The organism is Akkermansia muciniphila, assembly GCF_002884975.1.
Taxonomy (GTDB): domain Bacteria; phylum Verrucomicrobiota; class Verrucomicrobiia; order Verrucomicrobiales; family Akkermansiaceae; genus Akkermansia; species Akkermansia muciniphila_C.
This window is the reverse complement of the sequence record NZ_PJKB01000003.1, coordinates 42,975-62,044: the sequence shown is the minus strand read 5'-3', so window position 1 is coordinate 62,044 and position 19,070 is coordinate 42,975. Positions and strand designations below refer to the sequence as shown.

The 19,070-nt window shown below is 59.6% G+C and carries 11 protein-coding genes; 5 read left to right on the top strand and 6 right to left on the bottom strand.

What is annotated here, in order from left to right; all coding sequences use genetic code 11:
• Positions 1–85 precede the first annotated feature (85 nt).
• A complete protein-coding gene (locus tag CXU21_RS10120) occupies positions 86–706 on the top strand; it encodes a hypothetical protein (protein WP_102725953.1) in 621 nt (206 codons plus the stop codon).
• Positions 707–847: 141 nt separating this feature from the next.
• Here CXU21_RS10120 and CXU21_RS10115 read toward each other — a convergent pair whose 3' ends face one another.
• From CXU21_RS10115 to CXU21_RS10090, 6 genes are all read right to left on the bottom strand, one after another.
• The gene (locus CXU21_RS10115) at positions 848–3,853 is read right to left on the bottom strand and encodes a GDSL-type esterase/lipase family protein (RefSeq protein WP_102725952.1); all 3,006 of its coding nucleotides are present in this window, start codon (positions 3,851–3,853) and stop codon (positions 848–850) included.
• Positions 3,854–3,948: 95 nt separating this feature from the next.
• Entirely contained in the window at positions 3,949–4,722 is a 774-nt protein-coding gene (locus CXU21_RS10110) for a hypothetical protein (RefSeq protein WP_102725951.1), read from the bottom strand.
• Positions 4,723–5,410: 688 nt separating this feature from the next.
• Entirely contained in the window at positions 5,411–6,844 is a 1,434-nt protein-coding gene (locus tag CXU21_RS10105; RefSeq protein WP_102715713.1) for an efflux transporter outer membrane subunit, read from the bottom strand.
• 41 nt (positions 6,845–6,885) lie between these two features.
• On the bottom strand, positions 6,886–10,101 hold the full coding sequence (locus tag CXU21_RS10100; RefSeq protein WP_102725950.1) for an efflux RND transporter permease subunit: 3,216 nt from the start codon (positions 10,099–10,101) through the stop codon (positions 6,886–6,888).
• 67 nt (positions 10,102–10,168) lie between these two features.
• Complete coding sequence (locus CXU21_RS10095) at positions 10,169–11,428, bottom strand: efflux RND transporter periplasmic adaptor subunit (RefSeq protein WP_102725949.1); 1,260 nt, start codon at positions 11,426–11,428, stop codon at positions 10,169–10,171.
• A gap of 225 nt (positions 11,429–11,653) precedes the next feature.
• Positions 11,654–13,798 carry a M3 family metallopeptidase gene (locus CXU21_RS10090; protein WP_102725948.1) on the bottom strand — a complete coding sequence of 715 codons (2,145 nt, stop codon included), beginning with the start codon at positions 13,796–13,798 and terminating at the stop codon, positions 11,654–11,656.
• Between the two features lie 121 nt (positions 13,799–13,919).
• Here CXU21_RS10090 and cimA point away from each other — a divergent pair, with 121 nt between their 5' ends.
• The 4 genes from cimA to CXU21_RS10070 all read left to right on the top strand — a co-directional run bounded on the left by cimA (position 13,920) and on the right by CXU21_RS10070 (position 19,069).
• Entirely contained in the window at positions 13,920–15,554 is a 1,635-nt protein-coding gene (cimA, locus tag CXU21_RS10085; protein WP_102725947.1) for a citramalate synthase, read from the top strand.
• A gap of 404 nt (positions 15,555–15,958) precedes the next feature.
• Positions 15,959–16,225 carry an RNA-binding protein gene (locus CXU21_RS10080; RefSeq protein WP_257997388.1) on the top strand — a complete coding sequence of 89 codons (267 nt, stop codon included), beginning with the start codon at positions 15,959–15,961 and terminating at the stop codon, positions 16,223–16,225.
• 250 nt (positions 16,226–16,475) lie between these two features.
• On the top strand, positions 16,476–17,552 hold the full coding sequence (locus tag CXU21_RS10075; protein ID WP_102715723.1) for a P-loop NTPase: 1,077 nt from the start codon (positions 16,476–16,478) through the stop codon (positions 17,550–17,552).
• A gap of 140 nt (positions 17,553–17,692) precedes the next feature.
• Positions 17,693–19,069, top strand: coding sequence for an MATE family efflux transporter (locus CXU21_RS10070; protein WP_180972774.1), 1,377 nt, complete (start codon positions 17,693–17,695; stop codon positions 19,067–19,069).
• Position 19,070: the final 1 nt, after the last annotated feature.

Sequence of the window (19,070 nt, the reverse complement as noted above, 5' to 3'; positions counted from 1 at the left end):
TCATGGCCGCTCCGGAACGGCCGCAAATTTGCCGTTTCCGCGCCTTTTTTATTGAGCGCGGGGGCAAAACGGGTAGGGTACTTCCATGTCACGTTACCATGGAGAACAGGTTCTGGTGGTCCCCCGCGCCGCCTTTGAGGAGGCAGGGTATTTCCAGGGCTACCGGGAAGGCGGAGAAAAGTATCTGAATGCATTCATGAAGCCGGGAGTGTCCTCCTTCATGGACCGGGAAGCGGCGGAAAACGACTCTTCCCACAAGCAGATCATCGCCTACGCCATTTTCTGCCACCAGGGCCGCATTCTGCATTACACGCGCGGCGGCTCCGGCGGGGAGGCCCGCCTGCATGACAAGGGCTCCATCGGCATCGGCGGCCATATCAATCCGGTAGACCGCCAGTCCGGCCATGACGACGTTTCAACCTACCTGGCCGGAGTGGAGCGTGAAATCCGGGAGGAACTGGTCATTGACGGTGGCTGCACCCAGCGGGTGCTTGGCGTGATTAATGATGATTCCAATGACGTGGGCGCCGTGCATCTGGGCATCGTCCACCTGTTTGAGCTGGATACGGACCGGGTGCGCGCGAATGAAGCCGCGCTGGCCAATCTCCGCTTTGCGGCGCCGGAGGAGTTGTCCGGGGAGCTGTTTGACAAGCTGGAAACCTGGTCCCAGCTTGCGCTGGAATTGTTTAAAAACAGGGAGTCCTGAGGGGCTCCGTCCATGGAGCACCGGAGAGGGCCGCAATACCCCTCTTCCAGGCCGGACATAACGATCAATGGGAAGCCCCCGCGGGCGTTGTGCCGCGGGGGCTTCTTTTTTCCATCAGGGCCTGAAGAAAACAAAGGGCCGTTAATGGAACATTTTTCTGCGCCGCCGCCACAGGAGGAAGGCCAGCCCGGCCAGTCCCAGGGAGGCGCTGCCCGGTTCCGGAACCTGGGCGAAGACCATGGCGGAATTGGCTTGGGGGTCCGTGGACATGACCGCATCATACAGAACGCCGTCATTCAGGAATTTAATGTTGTCCGGATTGGCGGGAATTTCCGTCAGGGAAAGCGTGTAGTTGCTGGTTCCCGTGATGTCCACGATGACCATGTCCGCGGTAAGCCCCTGAAGCGTCAGGGAGGCATGTTCCCCCAGGATGAGCGTGGTCAGGCCGGAAACTCCGTTTACGACCAGGCTGCTTCCGGCCTCCATGGTCACGGTGAGCGCTCCGCCCAGGGAATCCAGCGCGGTATTGGTATGGTTGACCACGGAGACATGCGTGAAATCAGCCAGGGAGGCCTGGAAATGCCCTACGGTCACGTGGTCCAGCACCAGGGTTCTGGTACCGCTCACATTCGTGCCGCCGCTGATGGTTCCGGCATACTTGTCAAAACCGTACGCGGAGGTGCCGGAAGAAAGATCCTGGATGTGCACGACGGAGTTTCCCGTAACCGTACCGCCGGAACCGCCTCCGGAAATGCTTCCCCAGGCGTCCCCGTTGCGGAGCGTGGCGGAGTTTCCTGACACGGTGACGGACGTATCCCCCTGCACGCTCCCGCCGGACCCCCCGGCGTAAATGTTCCCCCTGACCGTACCGCCCGTAACGCGCACATTGCTTCCCTGCAAGATGGCGCCTCCCTTGCCTGCGCCGTAAACGGAACCGCTGATGACGCCGCCTGTAACGGTGGCGTTGGAGCCGCCGGAAATGGCTCCTGCCAGGCCGCCGCCCACCACGTCCCCGCTGACGGTCCCTCCGTTAATGTAAACGCTGGTGGCCCCGCCAATGGTTGTGGTGGCATTTTGCGCATTGGTGTAGATACCGCCCATGATCTGGCTGGAGAAGGTGCCGGAGTTAACCACAATATCCACATTCCCCATGATGTCCGTGGCATAGGAACCTACCACGGAGGAGGCATTCGTGCTGGTGAAGGTGCCGAAGGCGGCGTTTTCCGCGGAGAATTCCAGATAGACGTTTCCCGTAACGCTGCCGCTGTTCACGGCGCCGAAGACGGTGCCCCCGCCTGAGGCGGTATCCGTGAAGCGAAGGCCGGCATTTCCGTCAAGCGTGCCGGAGGCTCCATGGGCCGCGTACCAGGAGGAAGCCTGCCCTTCATGGGCGATGGTCAGCCAGACGTCTCCCGTATAATTGCCGCTGTTGGCATAAATATACGCGGCGTTTCCGGAGGCGATGGTAACGCCCACGGAGTTTCCGGCGGTACCGGCGGAGGAATCCGCCGCGGCGCGCGCATTGAAGGCGCCGGAACAGTTCTGGTTGGCGGCAGTATGGGTGAAGCCCGTTTCCGGCCAGGCGATATTGCCTTCCGGAGTGCTCGAGGAGCCCCCGGCATCCGCTCCGGCGGAAACAAAGGCGTTGTTTTCATTGACCAGCCCGGAAGTGGTTGGGGCATACGACCCCGTTCCGTCCATGGACAGGTCCTTCAGAATGGCGTTGCCGCGGCCGTCATATTGGATGATGACGCCGTTGCAGCCGGAACCGGAAGTGACGGAAAGCGCTTCCCCGATCAGCATATCCCCCAGCCAGACGTAATAGCCGCCTTTCAAGCCTTCCTGTTCATTACCCGTGACGTACGCCAGGCGCAGGTTTTCCGTATTGGCGGACATGTCCAGGGAATACAGGATGGTATCCCCCCATTTGATATAGGCCTCATTAATGTTGAGCGTGCCGTAAAAGGAGCCGTTCCCCAGGCTCACGCTGAACTGGTCCGTGATATTCCAGCCGTTTGATCCACCATCCCCCAGAACCAGTTTGAAATCAAAGGTAAAGCCGTTTTTCAGACTCGTCCCCTCCGTCCATGTCCGGGAAATGGAGCTTATCCCCGCCTGGCCCAGGCTGATGCCTTCCGCGCTCACGGCAACGTTGGAGGCGGAAAACCCCGCATTTGCCAGGTCCTGCACTCCGGACCATGCGGGCGTTTCTCCACCCTGGTGGAAATTGACGGCCATTTCCCCGGCGTCCCGGCGCACCTGTCCGGCGGAGCGGCCCGCATAGCCCAGGGCTTTGGCGATGTTGCCCGCCATGAGCAGGTCTCCCTGGGCGTTGGGATGGAGTCCGTCCGCTGTGGGATTGTTGAACATGGACCGCACGCCGTAGAACGGCGTGGAGGAGGCCACGTCAATGATGCCCTTGTTGACGTCAATGACCGTGACGCCCGGTTTGGACTGTCCCCAGGAATTCAGGGAGGAATTGTAAGCCTCCACCGCCCGGTGGGTGGCGTCCGAATTACCGTTGGAATGCTGGGTCCAGCAGGGAATGGTGAGAACGATCACGTTCGCGCTGCTGTTGGAGGCGTGCATGGTGTCCACGATGGCGTCCATGTCCTCCAGAAGGTTCTGGGTCACTGAATCAAGACGGTCGCCCAGGGTGGCGTTGTTCCCGTCGGACAGGAGATCATTGGTGCCGATCATCAGGAAGAAAGTATCCGGAGCGGCTGTTCCCGTGAAGGTCTGGCCCTGGTAGGTGGCTCCGTTTGCCTTGGTATCTGAAAGCCCCAGCCAGTTGGAGATGTTGGAACCGTCAAACCTGCTCCCGTTTTTCCTGCCGGATATTTCCCAGGCTCTTGCGCTCGCCTGGGAAGAATGTTCGTTATTGAAGGACTGTCCGCCATAGGACGTTCCGGGTGTAACTCCTCCGGAATAATTTCCGGTTTTCACGCCTTCCGCGTTGTAGGAAATGCCGTTGTCCGCAAATATCTTGTGAAGGGCCCAACGGTAGGAGCCGCCATTAACGCCGTGGGTGATGGAATCCCCCACGTACATGACGTTTCCCAGGTCCGTTCCGGCGGGAGCGGCGGTGGCGGAGGGGATGGCCGCCAGCAGGAAGGCAAGCAGGGAGAGAGGAAGCCTGGTTTTCATGAAGGCAAATAAAGAAAAGTAAACGGATGTTTGAAAAAGGGCAAATGAAAACGGCCATCCCTGAATGGGGCGGGATGGCCGTGGACGGGAAGGGGCTAGGCCCTGCGGCGGCGGATCATCAGCATGCCCAGGCCCAGCATCCCGAGAGAGGCGGCGGCCGGTTCCGGAACGGCGCTCAGGGCATACTCTTTCATCTGGTCTTCTGTCAACGCCCCCATATACAGGTCAAAGTTGTCCAGGGTATATTTCCCCGTGACGCTGTCCGGGACGCTCCAGGTGCTTCCGGAAGCGTCCTTGGCGGAGAAATTGATCTGGTTCATGGAGACGCTGCCGAATTTGACGCCGGAGCCGCTGAGGGAGGCAAGGGTGGTCAGGGTGGAGGTATCATTGCCCAGCATGGCGGAAATGGTGACATTTCCGTCATTGTAAGTATAAAACAGGGTGAGGGGCTGGTCAGAGGAATAACCGGAAAGCGTCTGCGTTTTCCAGGGGGAGGAGGCGGCAGTCCCCCCATTATAGTTAAAGCCTCCCGCGCACAGGGTGAGGTCTCCGGAATCTGTGAGCTGAAAGCCTATCCCTTCCAGATTCTTGTAATTGGAGGTGGTATTATAGGTAAACAGCAGGCCTGTATCCGTTCCCGGAGTGACGGACAGGTTGGAAACGGTCAGCGCCATCGTCCATGGGGTGGCTCCGCTGCCGGTATGCACGGGCACCGTAGTGGGGGAGGAAACGTTCAGCGTATCTCCGTTGCTCCCGTCATAGATGGTGTAATCCTTTGAATAAACTGGATCCAGGCCGTTGATGGAAGCCCCGGAGGACAGGCCGCCTCCCAGTACGGCGAGCAGGAGGGACAGGTATTTGGTCTTCATATTGATTGCTGTAGCAGGTTAGGGAAATATTCTCCCGCAAGAGAACATTCGTTTTTTTATCGAATTCCTAATCCGCTTGTAACGCCACTCCGTGCAAACATGGATAAATGCTAGAGAGTCATAGTAAAATGAATGGTTATGAAAAGACCAGTTCTTTGAAATCCTGATGAAAATCAATATTTTATGATAAACAATGCATTTACCGTTAATATTTTTAATTGTTGGCGGATTAGGAATCCGGCAGGGCGTTGAAAATCAGTCGTAAATGTAGGAACAGCATTGGCTTGTTGGTAATGATGGAATAGAAAAATCAGAGATAATTAATTCCTGAAAAACACGGCGGAATTCTTCCCCGGAATTTTGATGGTGAATGAATTGGATTGGAATCAACTCCAAAATTGCTTCCGGCCTCTGGAATCCGGAGCAGGGAAAGGGAAAAGAGAAGCCGGGCAGAGGCGCCATGTTTCCCAAGCCATGAAGCGGCTCAGGTAAGAGGATAATCCATTGAGACTTCTGTCCCAGGCTCATGAATCCCTTCTGCCGGGACAGGAGAAGCGGGTGGCCTGGGATTGGATTGAAGGCCGTCCGTTTCCCGCTTCACCGGAAAGCAAATTCCCCGGCAAGCTGTACTTGCCGGGGAATGAAAAAAACAATCAAGGAAACTCCCGATTTGAAAGGGGAGGGTTTTTTATCGCTTGGGCGGGCCGTCCATGATAGCCTTGTGACTCATGTTCCAGCCGCCGCCCAGGGCCGTGTACAGGGAAACCAGCGTGCTGGCGTGCTGGTAATAGTACTGGGAGAGCTGGATCTGTGCCGGGTACAGGTTCTGCTGGGCGTACAGCACTTCAATGTAGTTGGACAGACCGGTGCGGTAGCGTTCAAAGGAGAGCGTCACGGCCGTATGGTAGGCCTCCACGGCTTCGGACTGGGTGGACGTGATCACGCGGAGCTTGGCCCGCTGGATCAGCGTGCTGGAGACTTCCGCCAGGGCGTTCAGCACCGTCTGCTCATAATCATTGCTGGCAGCCAGGAATTCGGCCTTGGCCGCCTTCTCGGAGGCCGTCAGCCTGCCCGCCTGGAAGAGGGGCCCGGTCAGGTTGGCTCCGATACCCCAGCCGCTGCGGCGTCCCTGCACGTGGCTCAGGTCCGCGGAGGCGAGGCCGCCCGCCGCCGTCAGGGAGATGGTGGGGAAGTAGTTGGCAATGGCTACGCCCACTTCCGCATTGGCTGCGCGCAACTGGTATTCCTTCTGGCGCACGTCCGGCCTTCTGGACAGGATGTAGGCGGGAATGCCGGCGGGAACCTGGATGTTATAGGCAATGTCCCGCAGGCTGCCGGAACGGCGGATATGGCCGGGAGTACGCCCGGCCAGGACGGAAACGGTGTTTTCCAGGTTGGCAATCTGTGCCTGGATGGCGGGAATCTGCGCCTGGGAGGAGGAGAGTGCCGCCTTGGCGGAAGCTACCTGGAGCCTGTCCCCAACCTGGCCTTCCAGCTGTTCGTCAAACAGACGGAGGGATTCGGAATAGGATTCCACGGATTTTTGCACGATGGCAAGCTGCTCGTCCAGCTGGAGAAGCTGAAGGTAGGAATCCGCCACCTGGCGCAGGAGGGAAAGCATGAGGGCGCGCTGTCCCTCTTCGGAAGCCAGGTAATCCGCACGGGCCGCTTCCGTCATCCGGCGCGTCTTGCCCCAGATGTCCAGTTCCCAGGAGATGCCGCCGTCAATCGTGCCGGGCGTCAGCGTATTGCCGCCGGTCTGGATGACGTTGCCGTTGGTGTAATTGGCCCCCTTGCTCAGGGAGCCGGAATAATCCGCCCACGGGAAGAGCGGGGCTTCCGTAATGGTGATGTACTGGCGGGCCTTTTCCACGCGGGCCATGGTGGCCTTCAGGTCGCGGTTGTTGTTGTAGGTATCTGTCAGGAGGTCCTGGAGGTCCTTGTTCTTGAAGACTTTCCACCAGGGCAGGTCTGCAATGGACTCCGTAGCCGCGGGGGCTCCTCTGAAGGCCGTGGGCATGGGCATGTCCACCGGCTTGAAGTCGGGGCCCATCATGCAGGAGGAAGCCGTGATGGCCGTCCCCAGCAGAATGGCGCGCGTGATGTATTGATTCGGTCGCATAATGGCGTTTTGTCTGTTTTTAAATGGTTTCAGGGCTGTTTTTATCCTTTCAGGGATTCGTGGGCCTCATGGAACAGGTGCTTGCGGGCAATGATTTCATCCGGATCTTCCGTTTCCACGGTCTTCCGGGCGATGCGGACGCGGAATAGCTTCATGATGAAGTAGAAGGAGCACGGAATCAGGAAGACGCCCACGACCGTCGCCATGGTCATCCCGGCAATCACCACGATTCCGATGATATTGCGGGAATAGGCGCCGGAACCGGAGGCCAGGGCCAGCGGAACGCAGCCCAGGATGAAGGCGAAGGAGGTCATCAGAATGGGGCGCAGACGGATTCTGGCTGCGGAAAGCGTAGCTTCCATCAGCGTCTTGCCGCGTTCCATTTCAATGACGGCGAATTCCACGATCAGAATGGCGTTCTTGGCCGCCAGGCCGATGAGCATCACCAGGCCGATCTGAGCGTACAGGTTCAGTTCATAACCGAACCAGTACAAGCCCAGGAACGCCCCCAGGGCCGCAATGGGAACCGTCATGAAGATACTGAGCGGCAGGGACCACCGTTCATACAGGGCCGCCAGGATCAGGAAGACGAAGATGGAGGAAAGCAGGAAGATCTGCACGATGCCGATGCCGTTCTGGATCTTCTGTTCCTGGTAGCTCATGTCCGCGTAGCTGTAGCCCATGTCCGTGGGCATGCTGGCCTCAAAGGTCTGTTCCAGCGCTTCCATGGCCTGGGAGTTGGAGTAGCCCTGGGCCGGGGTCACCATGAGCTTGGAGGAGTTGTACAGGTTCTGGCGCAGCAGGAATTCCGGACCCTTGATGTCCGTGATCTTCACGAGGGTGGAGAGGGGGACGGAGCTGCCCGAGTCGTTCTTCACATAGAAGTTCTTGAGCATGTCCGTTCCGGTGCGGTCGCTGCCCTGCGCCTGGATGTACACCTGCCATTGCTGGCCGTACAGGGTGATGTAGTTGATGAACAGGGAGCCCATGTAGGCCTGGAGCAGGCTGTTGGCCTCACTGATGCTGACGCCCAGCGTGGCGCACTTTTCTTCATCCAGCCGCACGTCCTTCTGCTCCACGGCAAAGGACATCACGCTGCGCACGCCGCCGTTCTTCTGCGGGTCGAATATCGGGAGCTTGCTTGCTTCCTTGACAAAGATGTCCGTTTGTTCCGCCAGGTATTCCGTGCCCTTGCCGTCGCGGTCTTCCAGCATGAAGGTGACGCCGTTGGCGGAGCCCACCCCTGCAATGGCCGGGGGCTGGAAGCACATGGTGATGCCTTCCGGAACCTTGGTGCTCAGCAGGGCGTTGAGCTGGGCGGTGACCGCCTTGGCGCTCTGGTCAGGGTTGGGGCGTTCCTCCCACGGCTTCAGCATGACGAAGAAGAAGGCGTTGTTCGTGCTCTGCACCCCGGTCAGCAGGCTGAAGCCGGAAATGGCGATCACGTCCTTCACGTTCGGGTTCTGGCGGATGAGGTTGGACACCTTGTCCGCGGCGGCCGTCGTCAGCTGGAGGGAGCGGGCTTCCGGCATGATCAGGGCGGAGAACAGGTAACCCTGGTCTTCGTCCGGCAGGAAGCCGTTGGGAATCTGCTTGGCTACGGGCAGGATGGCGTACGCGATCAGGGCCAGCAGGGGAATGGAGATGATGAGCTTGCGGGTCAGGAAGTGGCACACCTTGGTGTAGCCGCTGGCCGTGGCGTCATAACCGCGGTTGAAAATGCGGTAGAAGAATTTCAGCGGGCCGCCCTTGTTCGGGTCCTTGGGCTTGAGCAGGATGGCGGAGAGGGCCGGGGAAAGCGTTAGCGCGTTGAACGCGGAAATCAGCATGGAAATGGCGATGGTCACGGCAAACTGCTGGAACAGCGTGCCCGTAATGCCCGGCAGCAGCAGGGAGGGAAGGAACACCGCCGCCAGCACCAGGGCGATAGCGATGACGGGGCCGGACACTTCCTCCATGGCGGCGAAGGCCGCCTGGCGCGGAGTCAGCCCGCGTTCCATGTGGGATTCCACAGCTTCCACCACCACGATGGCGTCATCCACCACCAGGCCGATGGCCAGCACCATGCCCATCAAACAGATGGTATTCAGGGTGAAGCCCAGGAGCGGGAACAGCGCGAAGGTGGCGATGATGGAGACCGGCACGGCAATGGCCGGAATCAGCGTGGCGCGCCAGCCCTGGAGGAAGACGAACACCACCAGCACCACCAGCAGGAGGGCTTCCACCAGCGTGTGCTCAATTTCCTCAATGGAGGCGCGCACGGCCAGCGTGGTGTCCAGCGTCACGTTGTACTCCATCCCGGCGGGGAAGCTGCGGGCGCGGTCTTCAAAAAGCTTGACCAGGGCGTCCACCGTATTGATGGCGTTGGAGCCGGGGGCCGCGTACACGGCGATGGCGCCTGAATCCCTGCCGTTGTATTTACTGGATACGTTGTAGGTCTGGGAACCCAGTTCCACCTTGGCGATGTCTTTCAGGTAAAGGAGCTTGTTCCCGTCCGCACGGATGATGATGTTGCCGAATTCCTCCGCAGTCTGGAGACGGCCCTTGGTCTGGATGCTGTACGTGAATTCCGTTCCGGGAGGGGCCGGTTCCGCGCCGATCTGGCCGCCGGGAATCACGGTATTCTGCGCCCGGATGGCGGACTGGACTTCTCCCACGGAGATGTTCTGGGCGGCCATCTTGGTGGTGTCCAGCCAGATGCGCATGGCGTAGCGTCCCGCGCCGAACACCTGCACGTCGCCCACGCCGGGAACGCGCTTCACGGGGTCCACCAGGCTCACGTACGCATAGTTGCTCAGGAAGATGGCGTTCAGGCTGTCATCCGGGGAATACAGGTTGATCACGGCCAGCGGGCTGCCCGTGGACTGGGTGATGGTGATGCCCATCTGGGAGACTTCCGCGGGAATCTGAGCGGTGGCCTGCCCGTAGCGCATGTAGGCCAGCGTCTGGTCCATGTTGGGGTCCGTACCCACTTCAAAGACGATGCTCAGGGAGCAGATGCCGTTATTGGCGTTGGTGGAAGTCATGTAGTCCATCCCTACGACGCCGGAAATGGACTGCTCAATGGGCGAGGCTACGGAGTTGGCCACCGTCTCCGCGTTGGCGCCCGGGTAGGTCGCCTGCATCTTGATGGTGGGCGGGACGATGTTCGGGTACTGCTCAATGGGGAGCCCCATGAGGGACAGGCCGCCGAGCAGGATCATCACGATCGAGATGACGATGGCGATGGTCGGGTGTTTGATGAAGAAGCTGGACATGGCGTTAAATCATGAAAGTGCGCGGGAAGGGCGGGGAAGAAGTACGGGTTTCCCCGGAGAGAGGCGGTTATTTGGCGGCCGGCTGGGCTTCGTCATGCTTCATGCCTTCGGGCGTCCTGGCCTTTTCAAAGGACTGGGCCCCTACGGAAGGCATGACGGGCTGGGAGACTACGGGCTTGTAGGGCAGGGGCTTCACGGGGTCCTGTCCCTGGAGCTTGGCCGCCTGCATGATTCCCTCCACTACGATGGGGCTGTCCTTCGTGAAGGTGGAGTGAGGCATGGGAATGACGTTGATCACCTGCATGCCGTCAACGACGGGGCCGAGGTTCACCACCTGCATGTGGGGAATATTCTTGTCATCCAGGTAAATGATGAACTTGGCGCTCTGGGCGGCCAGGATGGCGCGCGGGGGCACCAGCGTGGCGTTTTCCAGGGTCTTCACCGTGGCGCGGACGCGGACGAACATGCCGGGCCGCAGCGTCAGGTTCGGGTTGGGGATGTGCCCCACGATGTTGATCGTGCCGGTCTGGGCGTCCACGTTTCTGTCAATGGCTACGGGTTCGCCCTGCATGGGGAATTCCGTGCCGTTGGCCAGGATCACGTCAAACTTGAGGTGCTTCTGCTTGGTCAGGTTGCTGTCCATGGAGTTCAGGAAGTCCTGTTCACTCACGGAGAAGTCCACGCGGATGGGGTCAATGGCGGAAATGGTGGTCAGCGGATTGGGGCTGGAGGGCGTCAGCAGGTTGCCGATGGAAGGGGTAGCCAGGCCCGCCAGGCCGGAAATGGGGGCCGTGATGGTGGTGAATTTAAGATTGATTTTCGCTTCATCCACCTGGGCCTTCGCCGTGGCGATGGCGGCTTCCGTCTCCTGAACCTGCTGCAGGGCGTCATCCAGCTGCTTGCGGCTGACGGAGCCGGTCTTCACCAGCGGCGTGTAGCGGTCCACGTCCAGCTTGTACTTCTTCAGCGTGGCTTCATACTGCTCCAGGCGCCCCTGGGCCTGGTCCAGCGTTGCCTGGAACGGGCGGGGGTCAATCTGGAAAAGCACCTGGCCTTTCTTGACGTAGGCGCCGTCCTTGTAATCCTTGGAAAGAAGGTATCCCGTCACCTGGGAGCGGATTTCAGCATCTTCCGTACCGCGCAGGGTGCCCACCCATTCCTGCCTGATGGGAACGTCCCTGGTCACCAGCTTGGTTACCTGCACTTCGGGAACGAGCGACGGCATCTGGCCTGCGGCGTCCTTTTTTCCTTCACAGGACGTTAAAATCATCACCGGAGAGCACAGGAGCAGGGTTGTGGCGGCAATCGTCAAAGGCTTGTTGTACATAAATGAAATGCGGTTGGTTGCAACTGGTGCCGGAAGATGCGGCAGAGCAGGCGAATTTTGCTTCTTTTTCTCATAAAGTCAACGCAAAGATGTGTTCTGCTATCCGTGAAATATCCGTAACATGTGCATATTGAACGGATAATTTAATTGAACAAATGTATAATATGTTGACTATGGAATCTGCCTGCCCCGGAAGCCGCTCTCCTGCCGCCCGCGTACCTGCGGTCAGGTGGACAGCCTCCTTTTGCGGAGCATGGCTTCCATGGACGGTTTTCTGCCCATGAACTCCATGAATTGCTGCATGGGCGGAACGGTATAGCCCTTTTCCAGAATGGCTTTCCGGAATTTTTCCGCGGTTTTCCTGTCCGGCCCTCCCGCGCGTTCAAAGGCTTCAAAAATGTCCTTGTCCAGCACCTCCGCCCAGCGGTACGCAAAATAAAAGGAGGCATAGCCCGCGGGGGAGGAAAACAAATGACGGGCCGTGCGCAGCTTGCCGGTACGTTTGAAATCCTTGAAATAATCCATGTCTCCGGCTACGGCGGCGTCCACGTCGTCGAGGGGGCCGGAGGTGAAGCGTTCCGGCTCCAGATGCACGGCCAGGTCCGTTTTAGCGTACAGGAGCTGTCCCGCCAGGCTGATGGCGGGCGTGTTGCCGCGGGAAGCCTCCAGGGCGCGCAGCATCTCCTCCGGAATGGGGAGCCCCGTTTTTTCATGGCGCGCGAAGTTTTTCAGCACGTCCGGATGCCAGCACCAGTTCTCCATGAACTGGGAGGGGACTTCCACAAAATCCCTCGGCACGCTGGTGCCGGCCAGGGAGGGGATGGAAACCCTGGTGAACATCAGGTGCAGCAAATGGCCGAATTCATGGAACAAAATCCTGGCTTCCTGATGGGAAAGAAGAGGCTCGGCATCTCCAGCGGGAGGCTGGATATTGAGGCAGACCATGCCCAGGCGGGGCTTGCCCGGGCTCTCCTGCGTGGCCGGGCTTCCCGTATCCAGGGCGTTCATCCACGCTCCGGCCCTTTTATTGCCGCGGGAAAAGAGATCCAGGTAAAAGGAACCCAGGCGGTTGCCCTTTTCATCGTCAATAGTGAAGAAACGGACGTCCGGATTCCAGAGCTCCACGGCTCCGGAGCCCTTCCCGGCGGGAACCTCCGCCACCCGGATGCCGTACAACTGTTCCGCCAGGGAAAACAGGCCGTTCATGACACGGGGGAGGGGGAAGTAGCGGCGCAGTTCCTCCGGGTCCAGCCGGAACTGTTCCTTTGCCTGAAGACTGGCGTAATACGCCACGTCCCAGGGATGCAGGCGGGCGTTTTTCCGGCCCGTGAGGCGCCCCTTGAGCTGGCGCAGATTTTCCATTTCACGGAAAAAAGGGGCTTTCACCTTGTCCAGCAGTTCATTGATAAACTTCATGGCGTTCTCTCCGTTTCCCGCCATGCTCTCCCGCAGGGCGTAGGCCGGATACGTTCCATACCCGCACAAATGAGCCTTTTCAGCGCGCAGGGCAAGAATGCCGCGGATGACCGGCTCCGTGTCACAGGCCCCCGTGGCGACGGTCTGGAGATGCTCCCACAGCTCCTTCCGGCATTCCTCACGGCGCGCCTTCTCCATCACACGGGCCGCCGTTGCGGAATCCAGGGTAAAGGTCCAGCCGGGGCCGGAGTGGCCGGGATTCCGTCTTTTAAACTCATCCTGCGCCTGTTGAAGAGCTGCCCGGCTTATCCCTTCCAGCAGGGAGGCGTCCTGCACCGTCCATGACCACGCTTTCCGCGCGTCCATGTACAAATTATTGAAACGCTGTGTAGCGAGGGCAAGTTCCCGGTCAATAGCTTCAAGCCGCGCACGCTGGTCCGGGGGAAGGTCCGCCCCGTTGTCCCGGAAACTCTGCATGGTGAGCTCCATGTACCGTTTTTGTTCAGGATTCAGGTTTGCCGCCCGCAGCCGGGATTCCGCTGTTTTCAGCACATTCCAGAGGGCCTGGTTCTTGGTGACGGAGGAAAGGAAGGCGGAAACGCGGGGAGCGGTGGAATCCATGGTCTTGCGGAGTTCCCCGCTGTCGCACAGGCTTTTCAGGACGTAGGCCTTGCGCATGCCTTCCAACAAGGGGGCATTGCTGTTTTCCAGCGCCCGGAAGGTATTTTCATACGTCATCTCTTCCGGCTGGAGACGGCTGATCCGGTCTAGGGCTGCTTGCGTGAGGCGCATGGCTTCCCGGATATCCGGTTCCAGCCGGTCAGGCGTCAGAAGGCTCCAGCGGATAGGGCGGGAATTGTCCAGAAAGGGGTGGCCGGAGGAATCCGCCGGGGAGGGCAGGGAGCAGGAAAGAAAAAGGACCAGGAGAAGAAAATAATGCCGCAGAGACCGCATGGCGGCTATCCTAACGGAAGGGCCGCACTCCTTCAAGCTTCATGCTTTTCGTGTCTGCATCCGGGGAAAAACCGGGCCCCGGTCTTGAACGGAACCGTATTTGCATGTATGAACAAAGGCGATGTCCACCAAAATCTTTCTCTACGATACCACGCTGCGCGACGGCGCACAGAGTGAAGACGTCAATTTGAGCGCGACGGACAAGGTCCGCATCGCCCGGCAGCTGGATTATCTGGGCATGGACTATATTGAGGGCGGCTGGCCCGGCGCCAACCCGGTGGAGACGGAATTTTTCAAGGCCATGAGGAACGTGGAACTCAGGAATGCCAAGCTGGCCGCCTTCGGCAGCACGCACCATCCTTCCAACACTCCGGAGACGGACCCCACGCTGAACGCCCTGGTTTCCAGCGGCGCGCGGGTGGCCGCCATCTTCGGCAAATCCTGCCCCCGCCATGTGGAAGTGGCGCTGGGCATCTCCCGGGAGCGGAATCTGGAAATCATCGGCAATTCCATTGCCTACCTTAAAAGGAATCTGGAAGAAGCTTTTTTTGACGCGGAACATTTTTTTGACGGGTTCAAGCGGGACCCGGAATACGCCCTGGCCGTGCTCCGCGCCGCCCATGAGCACGGGGCGGACTGCCTGGTCCTGTGTGATACCAACGGAGGCACCATGCCGGAGGAAATCGGCGCCATCATCCGGACGGTCCGGGAGCGCCTGCCGCATGCTCCCCTGGGCATCCACGCCCACAATGACTGCGAACTGGCCGTCGCCAACAGCCTGGCCGCCGTGAACAGCGGGGCCGTCCAGGTGCAGGGCACCGTGAACGGCATCGGGGAACGCTGCGGAAACGCCAACCTGTGTTCCGTCATTCCCAACCTTCAGTTGAAGATGGAGGGCTTTTCCTGCCTCAGTGACGCCTCCCTGACGCGGCTCAAATCCACCGCCGCCTTCGTTTCGGAAGTGTCCAACCTGGCCCCCTTCCGGCGGCAGCCCTTCGTGGGGAACGCCGCCTTCGCCCACAAGGGGGGCGTGCATGTGAGCGCCATCATGAAGGACTCCGCCCTGTACGAGCACATTGACCCCTCCCTGGTGGGGAACGCCCAGCGCGTGCTGATGACGGAGCAGGGGGGTAAAAGCAATATTCTTTCCCTGTCCCGCACCCTGGGCTTTGAATTGGAAAAAGGGGACCCGCTTCTGGACGTGCTCTCCGCCGCCGTGAAAAAAAACGCCGCGCTGGGGTATGACTACGTGGCCGCTCCGGCCAGCGCGGAACTGCTCTTCCTGCGGCACATGCCGGACAGCGCGCTGAAGCCGTACTTCAACATCCTGCGCACCGTGGTGCTTACCTCCCGCCATGAAATGGACCCGGACATGATGGTGGAAGCCTCCCTCAAGCTGGACGTCCACGGCAACGTGGAGCACACCGCCGCCGGCGGCTTCGGCCCCGTGCATGCGCTGGACCGCGCCCTGCGCCGCGCCCTGACGCGCTGGTATCCGGAACTGGAGCAGATGCACCTGATTGACTACAAGGTGCGCGTGCTCTCCCCCACCCGGACGAACATTCCGGACGCGGCGGAGGAAAACGGCACCGGCTCCAATGTGCGCGTGCTCATTGAATCCTCGGACGGCGTCGCCACCTGGACCACGGTGGGCGTCTCCTACAACATCATTGAGGCCAGCCTGGAAGCCCTGGCGGACGCCGTCACGTACAAGCTCTACAAGACGGAGCAGGCCAGATGGCGCGCAGAATGCTGATGAACGGCGCCTCCAAAGGAGCTGAAAGCCGTTTGGTGCTGGTGTTTTTGTACAATACCTTACGGCCATCTTATGCTGAAGGGAGGGAACCGTCCTCTGCCCAATCCGGGGAAAATCAATGGGAAACTTGACGGTTTTCCGGAAGAAAAAGAGAAACCGGGCCGGATTCCGCAAATTTTCCGGGAATGCCTGGCGGGTATGGAGCACCGGGTTCATGTGTTTTTCCCGGCGTTCTTTATTTGCTGGAGTCCGTCCGGAAGCGGAGGTTTAAGCCGTTGCTGTTAATTCTTTGGAGTTTTTTCCGGGTTGACGGAGGATGGCGTGCGGCACGGGCAATGCCGCTCCGGCTATCCCCGCCCGGAGGTTCCGGGGCACACTCCCCTGCAAATAAATCATTGACCCGCTTGAAAGGAAACTCTATCCTGAAATCCTCATTCAACCGGAGGAAGATTACAGCCGTGGAGGACGATATTATTTGTACAGAAAAAATCATTGCGGAACGCAAGACGTTCTTTCTTGATCTCAAACAGAATGCGCGCGGCAAAGTGGTGCGTATTACGGAAAAGGTGAGTTCCAACCGGGACCGGATCATGGTTCCCGCGGAAATTCTGGATGATTTCATCGCCGCTCTCCAGGATATCCGGGAAACGCTGAAGCAGCAGGGGGAATAAGTCCCCCTGTCTTTTTCTTCTTTTTAACGCTGGCGGGGCTGTGGCTGTTCCGCTTTTTCCGGGTATCCGGAAGGGTGGATATCCGGCAGGCAAAAAGTTGTTTTGTCTGAATTAGGCGTTGTCAAAAATAAAAAAGGGAGTATTTTTGCTTCCCGGTTTTGCCGTCCCCTTATCTCTGTATTCCGGCGCATGCTGCGTTCCGGAGGCACGGGGGCGGAATGTTTATGGCAACCACTAGTATTTCAGACACATGACGACACAACAGGAATTGACTCCGGAGCTGATACGGGCCGCGCTGACCACGGTTAAATTCCCGGGTTTCAGCCGCGACATCGTATCCTTCGGGCTGGTGAAGAAGATCGACATTGACGCTGAAAACAACGTCACGATTGATTTGGTGATTGAGAGCAAGAATGCGGATATTCCCCGTTACATTTTTGAAGGCGTCCATGGCGTGATGAAGCATCTTCCCGGCGTAAAGCATTGTGACGTCAATATCGAACACAAGGCTCCGGAAGCCAGGAAGGGAGTCAATGACGACCCCTCCACCTGGAAATCCTCCGTCCCCGGCGCCAGGCACGTGATCGCCGTTGCCTCCGGCAAGGGCGGGGTGGGCAAATCCACCGTTTCCGCCAACCTGGCGGTAGCCCTGAGCAAGCTGGGCTATTCCGTGGGCCTGGTGGACCTGGACATTTACGGCCCCTCCATGTCCCTGATGTTCGGCACCAAGGAACGGCCCGGCGCCAATGAGAATGACGAATTTCTTCCGGTAACGGCCCATGGCGTAAAGCTGCTTTCCATGGGGCTGCTGATCAATGAGGCTGACCCTGTGGCCGTGCGCGGCCCCCTGGCTACCCGCTACGTGCAGCAGTTCCTGCGCAACGTGGCGTGGGGGGACGTGGATTTCCTGATTCTGGACCTGCCTCCCGGCACGGGGGACATCCAGCTGACCATTGTGCAGACAGCTGAACTGGACGGTGTGGTGGTGGTCACCACCCCGCAGGAGGTCGCGCTGATTGACGCCCGCAAGGCCATCGGCCTCTTTGAACGAGTAAAGACTCCCATTCTGGGCGTCATAGAGAACATGAGCTATTTCCAGTGCCCCTCCGACGGCAAGATTTACCACATCTTTGGCGAAGGCGGCGGCGAACGGGAAGCGGCCAAGCTGGGCGTGCCCCTTCTCGGCAAGATTCCGCTGGACATCGCCACCCGCTCCGGCGGGGACGAAGGCCGCCCCGTGGCCCTGGAAGACCCTGAGCAGAACCCGGTTTCCGCCGCGTTCCGCCAGGTGGCTGAACAATGCGCCCGTGTGGTGCTTGACCGCTGAATGTCCGGACGGGGCAGGAGGCCCCGGTCCGGTTGATACCCTTAACCTGAAGCCGGGTTGGAGCTTGCCGCTCCGGTCCGGCTTGTTTGCCGGCATGTTCCGGCTCCTTGAAGGAGGAATGCATGGAAGGAAAGAAAGAAATGAATAAGACGTGGAATTTGAAGGAGATGAAAAAACTGATACCGCTGGCCCTCCCGGTGCTGGTGGTCAACCTCTCCATTGTGGGCATGGGAGCGGTGGACGCCATTGTGGCCGGGCGCGCCGGAGTGACGGACATGGCCGCCGTGGCGCTGGGGTCTTCCGTGTACCTGCCTGTAGCGCTGTTCGCTTGCGGCGTGCTGATGATCATCGGCCCCGTGATTGCCAACATGCGGGGGAAAAGCCATGAAAGCCGCGTGGGTTACATGACCAACCACGGCTTGTGGCTGGCGCTGATGCTCAGCCTGGTTTCCATGCCGGTCATTTATGTGCTGAGAAACGTGTTCGGCTGGATTTCCGATGACGTCGCCATGTGCCAGATGGCTTCCGCCTACATGTTCGCCATCATGTGGGGCCTGCCCGCCAACCTGGGATTCGTGGCCCTCAAGAGCTTGAACGAGGGGTCCAACATGACCCGGCCCGCCATGTACGTGGGGCTGTGCGGCCTGCTGCTCAACATCCCGCTGAACTACATCTTCGTCTTCGGCCTGTACGGTTTTCCCCGCATGGGCGGAGCGGGATGCGGAGCGGCCACGGCGGTCATCTTCTACATTGAATTCCTGCTGATGTTCCTGCTGGTCTACCTGAATCCCAAGCACAGGCCGTACCGCAGGCACATCGTTTCCTGGCGGCGTCCCACGCCTTCCGTCATCACCCACCTCATGCGGCTCGGCGTACCGATCGGCGTTTCCCAGTTGTGCGAGGTGATGCTCTTCTGCGCGGCCGCGCTGGTACTGGCCCCGCTGGGAGAAACGCAGGTGGCCAGCCACCAGATTGCCGGGAACGTGGGTGGCCTGGTCTTCATGCTTCCGCTCTCCGTAGGTCTGGCGGCCTCCATCCGCGTGGCGTACCACCACGGCAGGAAGGACCTGGCGGGCACCAAGTCCGCCGTCCTGTCCTCCTATGTGCTGGTGCTCACCATCTGCCTGTGCACCTTTGGCGGCATCACCCTGTTCCGGGAGCAGATCGTGCACTTGTACAATGACTCGGAGATGATTGTCAGCACGGCTTCCGTCCTGCTGATTCTGGCGGCGGCCTACCAGCTTCCGGACTGCCTGCAGGTGCTCTCCGTCGGGGTGCTGAGAGGCTTCCGGGACACGGCTTCCATCACCGTCATCACCTTCTTTTCCTACTGGATCGTCGGGTTCCCGGTGTGCTACATCCTGGCCCGTACCAACTGGATTGTTCCGGCCATGGGCGCGCGCGGCATCTGGATAGGGTTTATCATCGGCTTGTCCGTGGCTGCTGTGCTCCTGCTCTGGCGGGTAAGGCGCACCACCAGGCGGGAGTTCGCCCGGATGCGCTTAAACGGAGAATAAC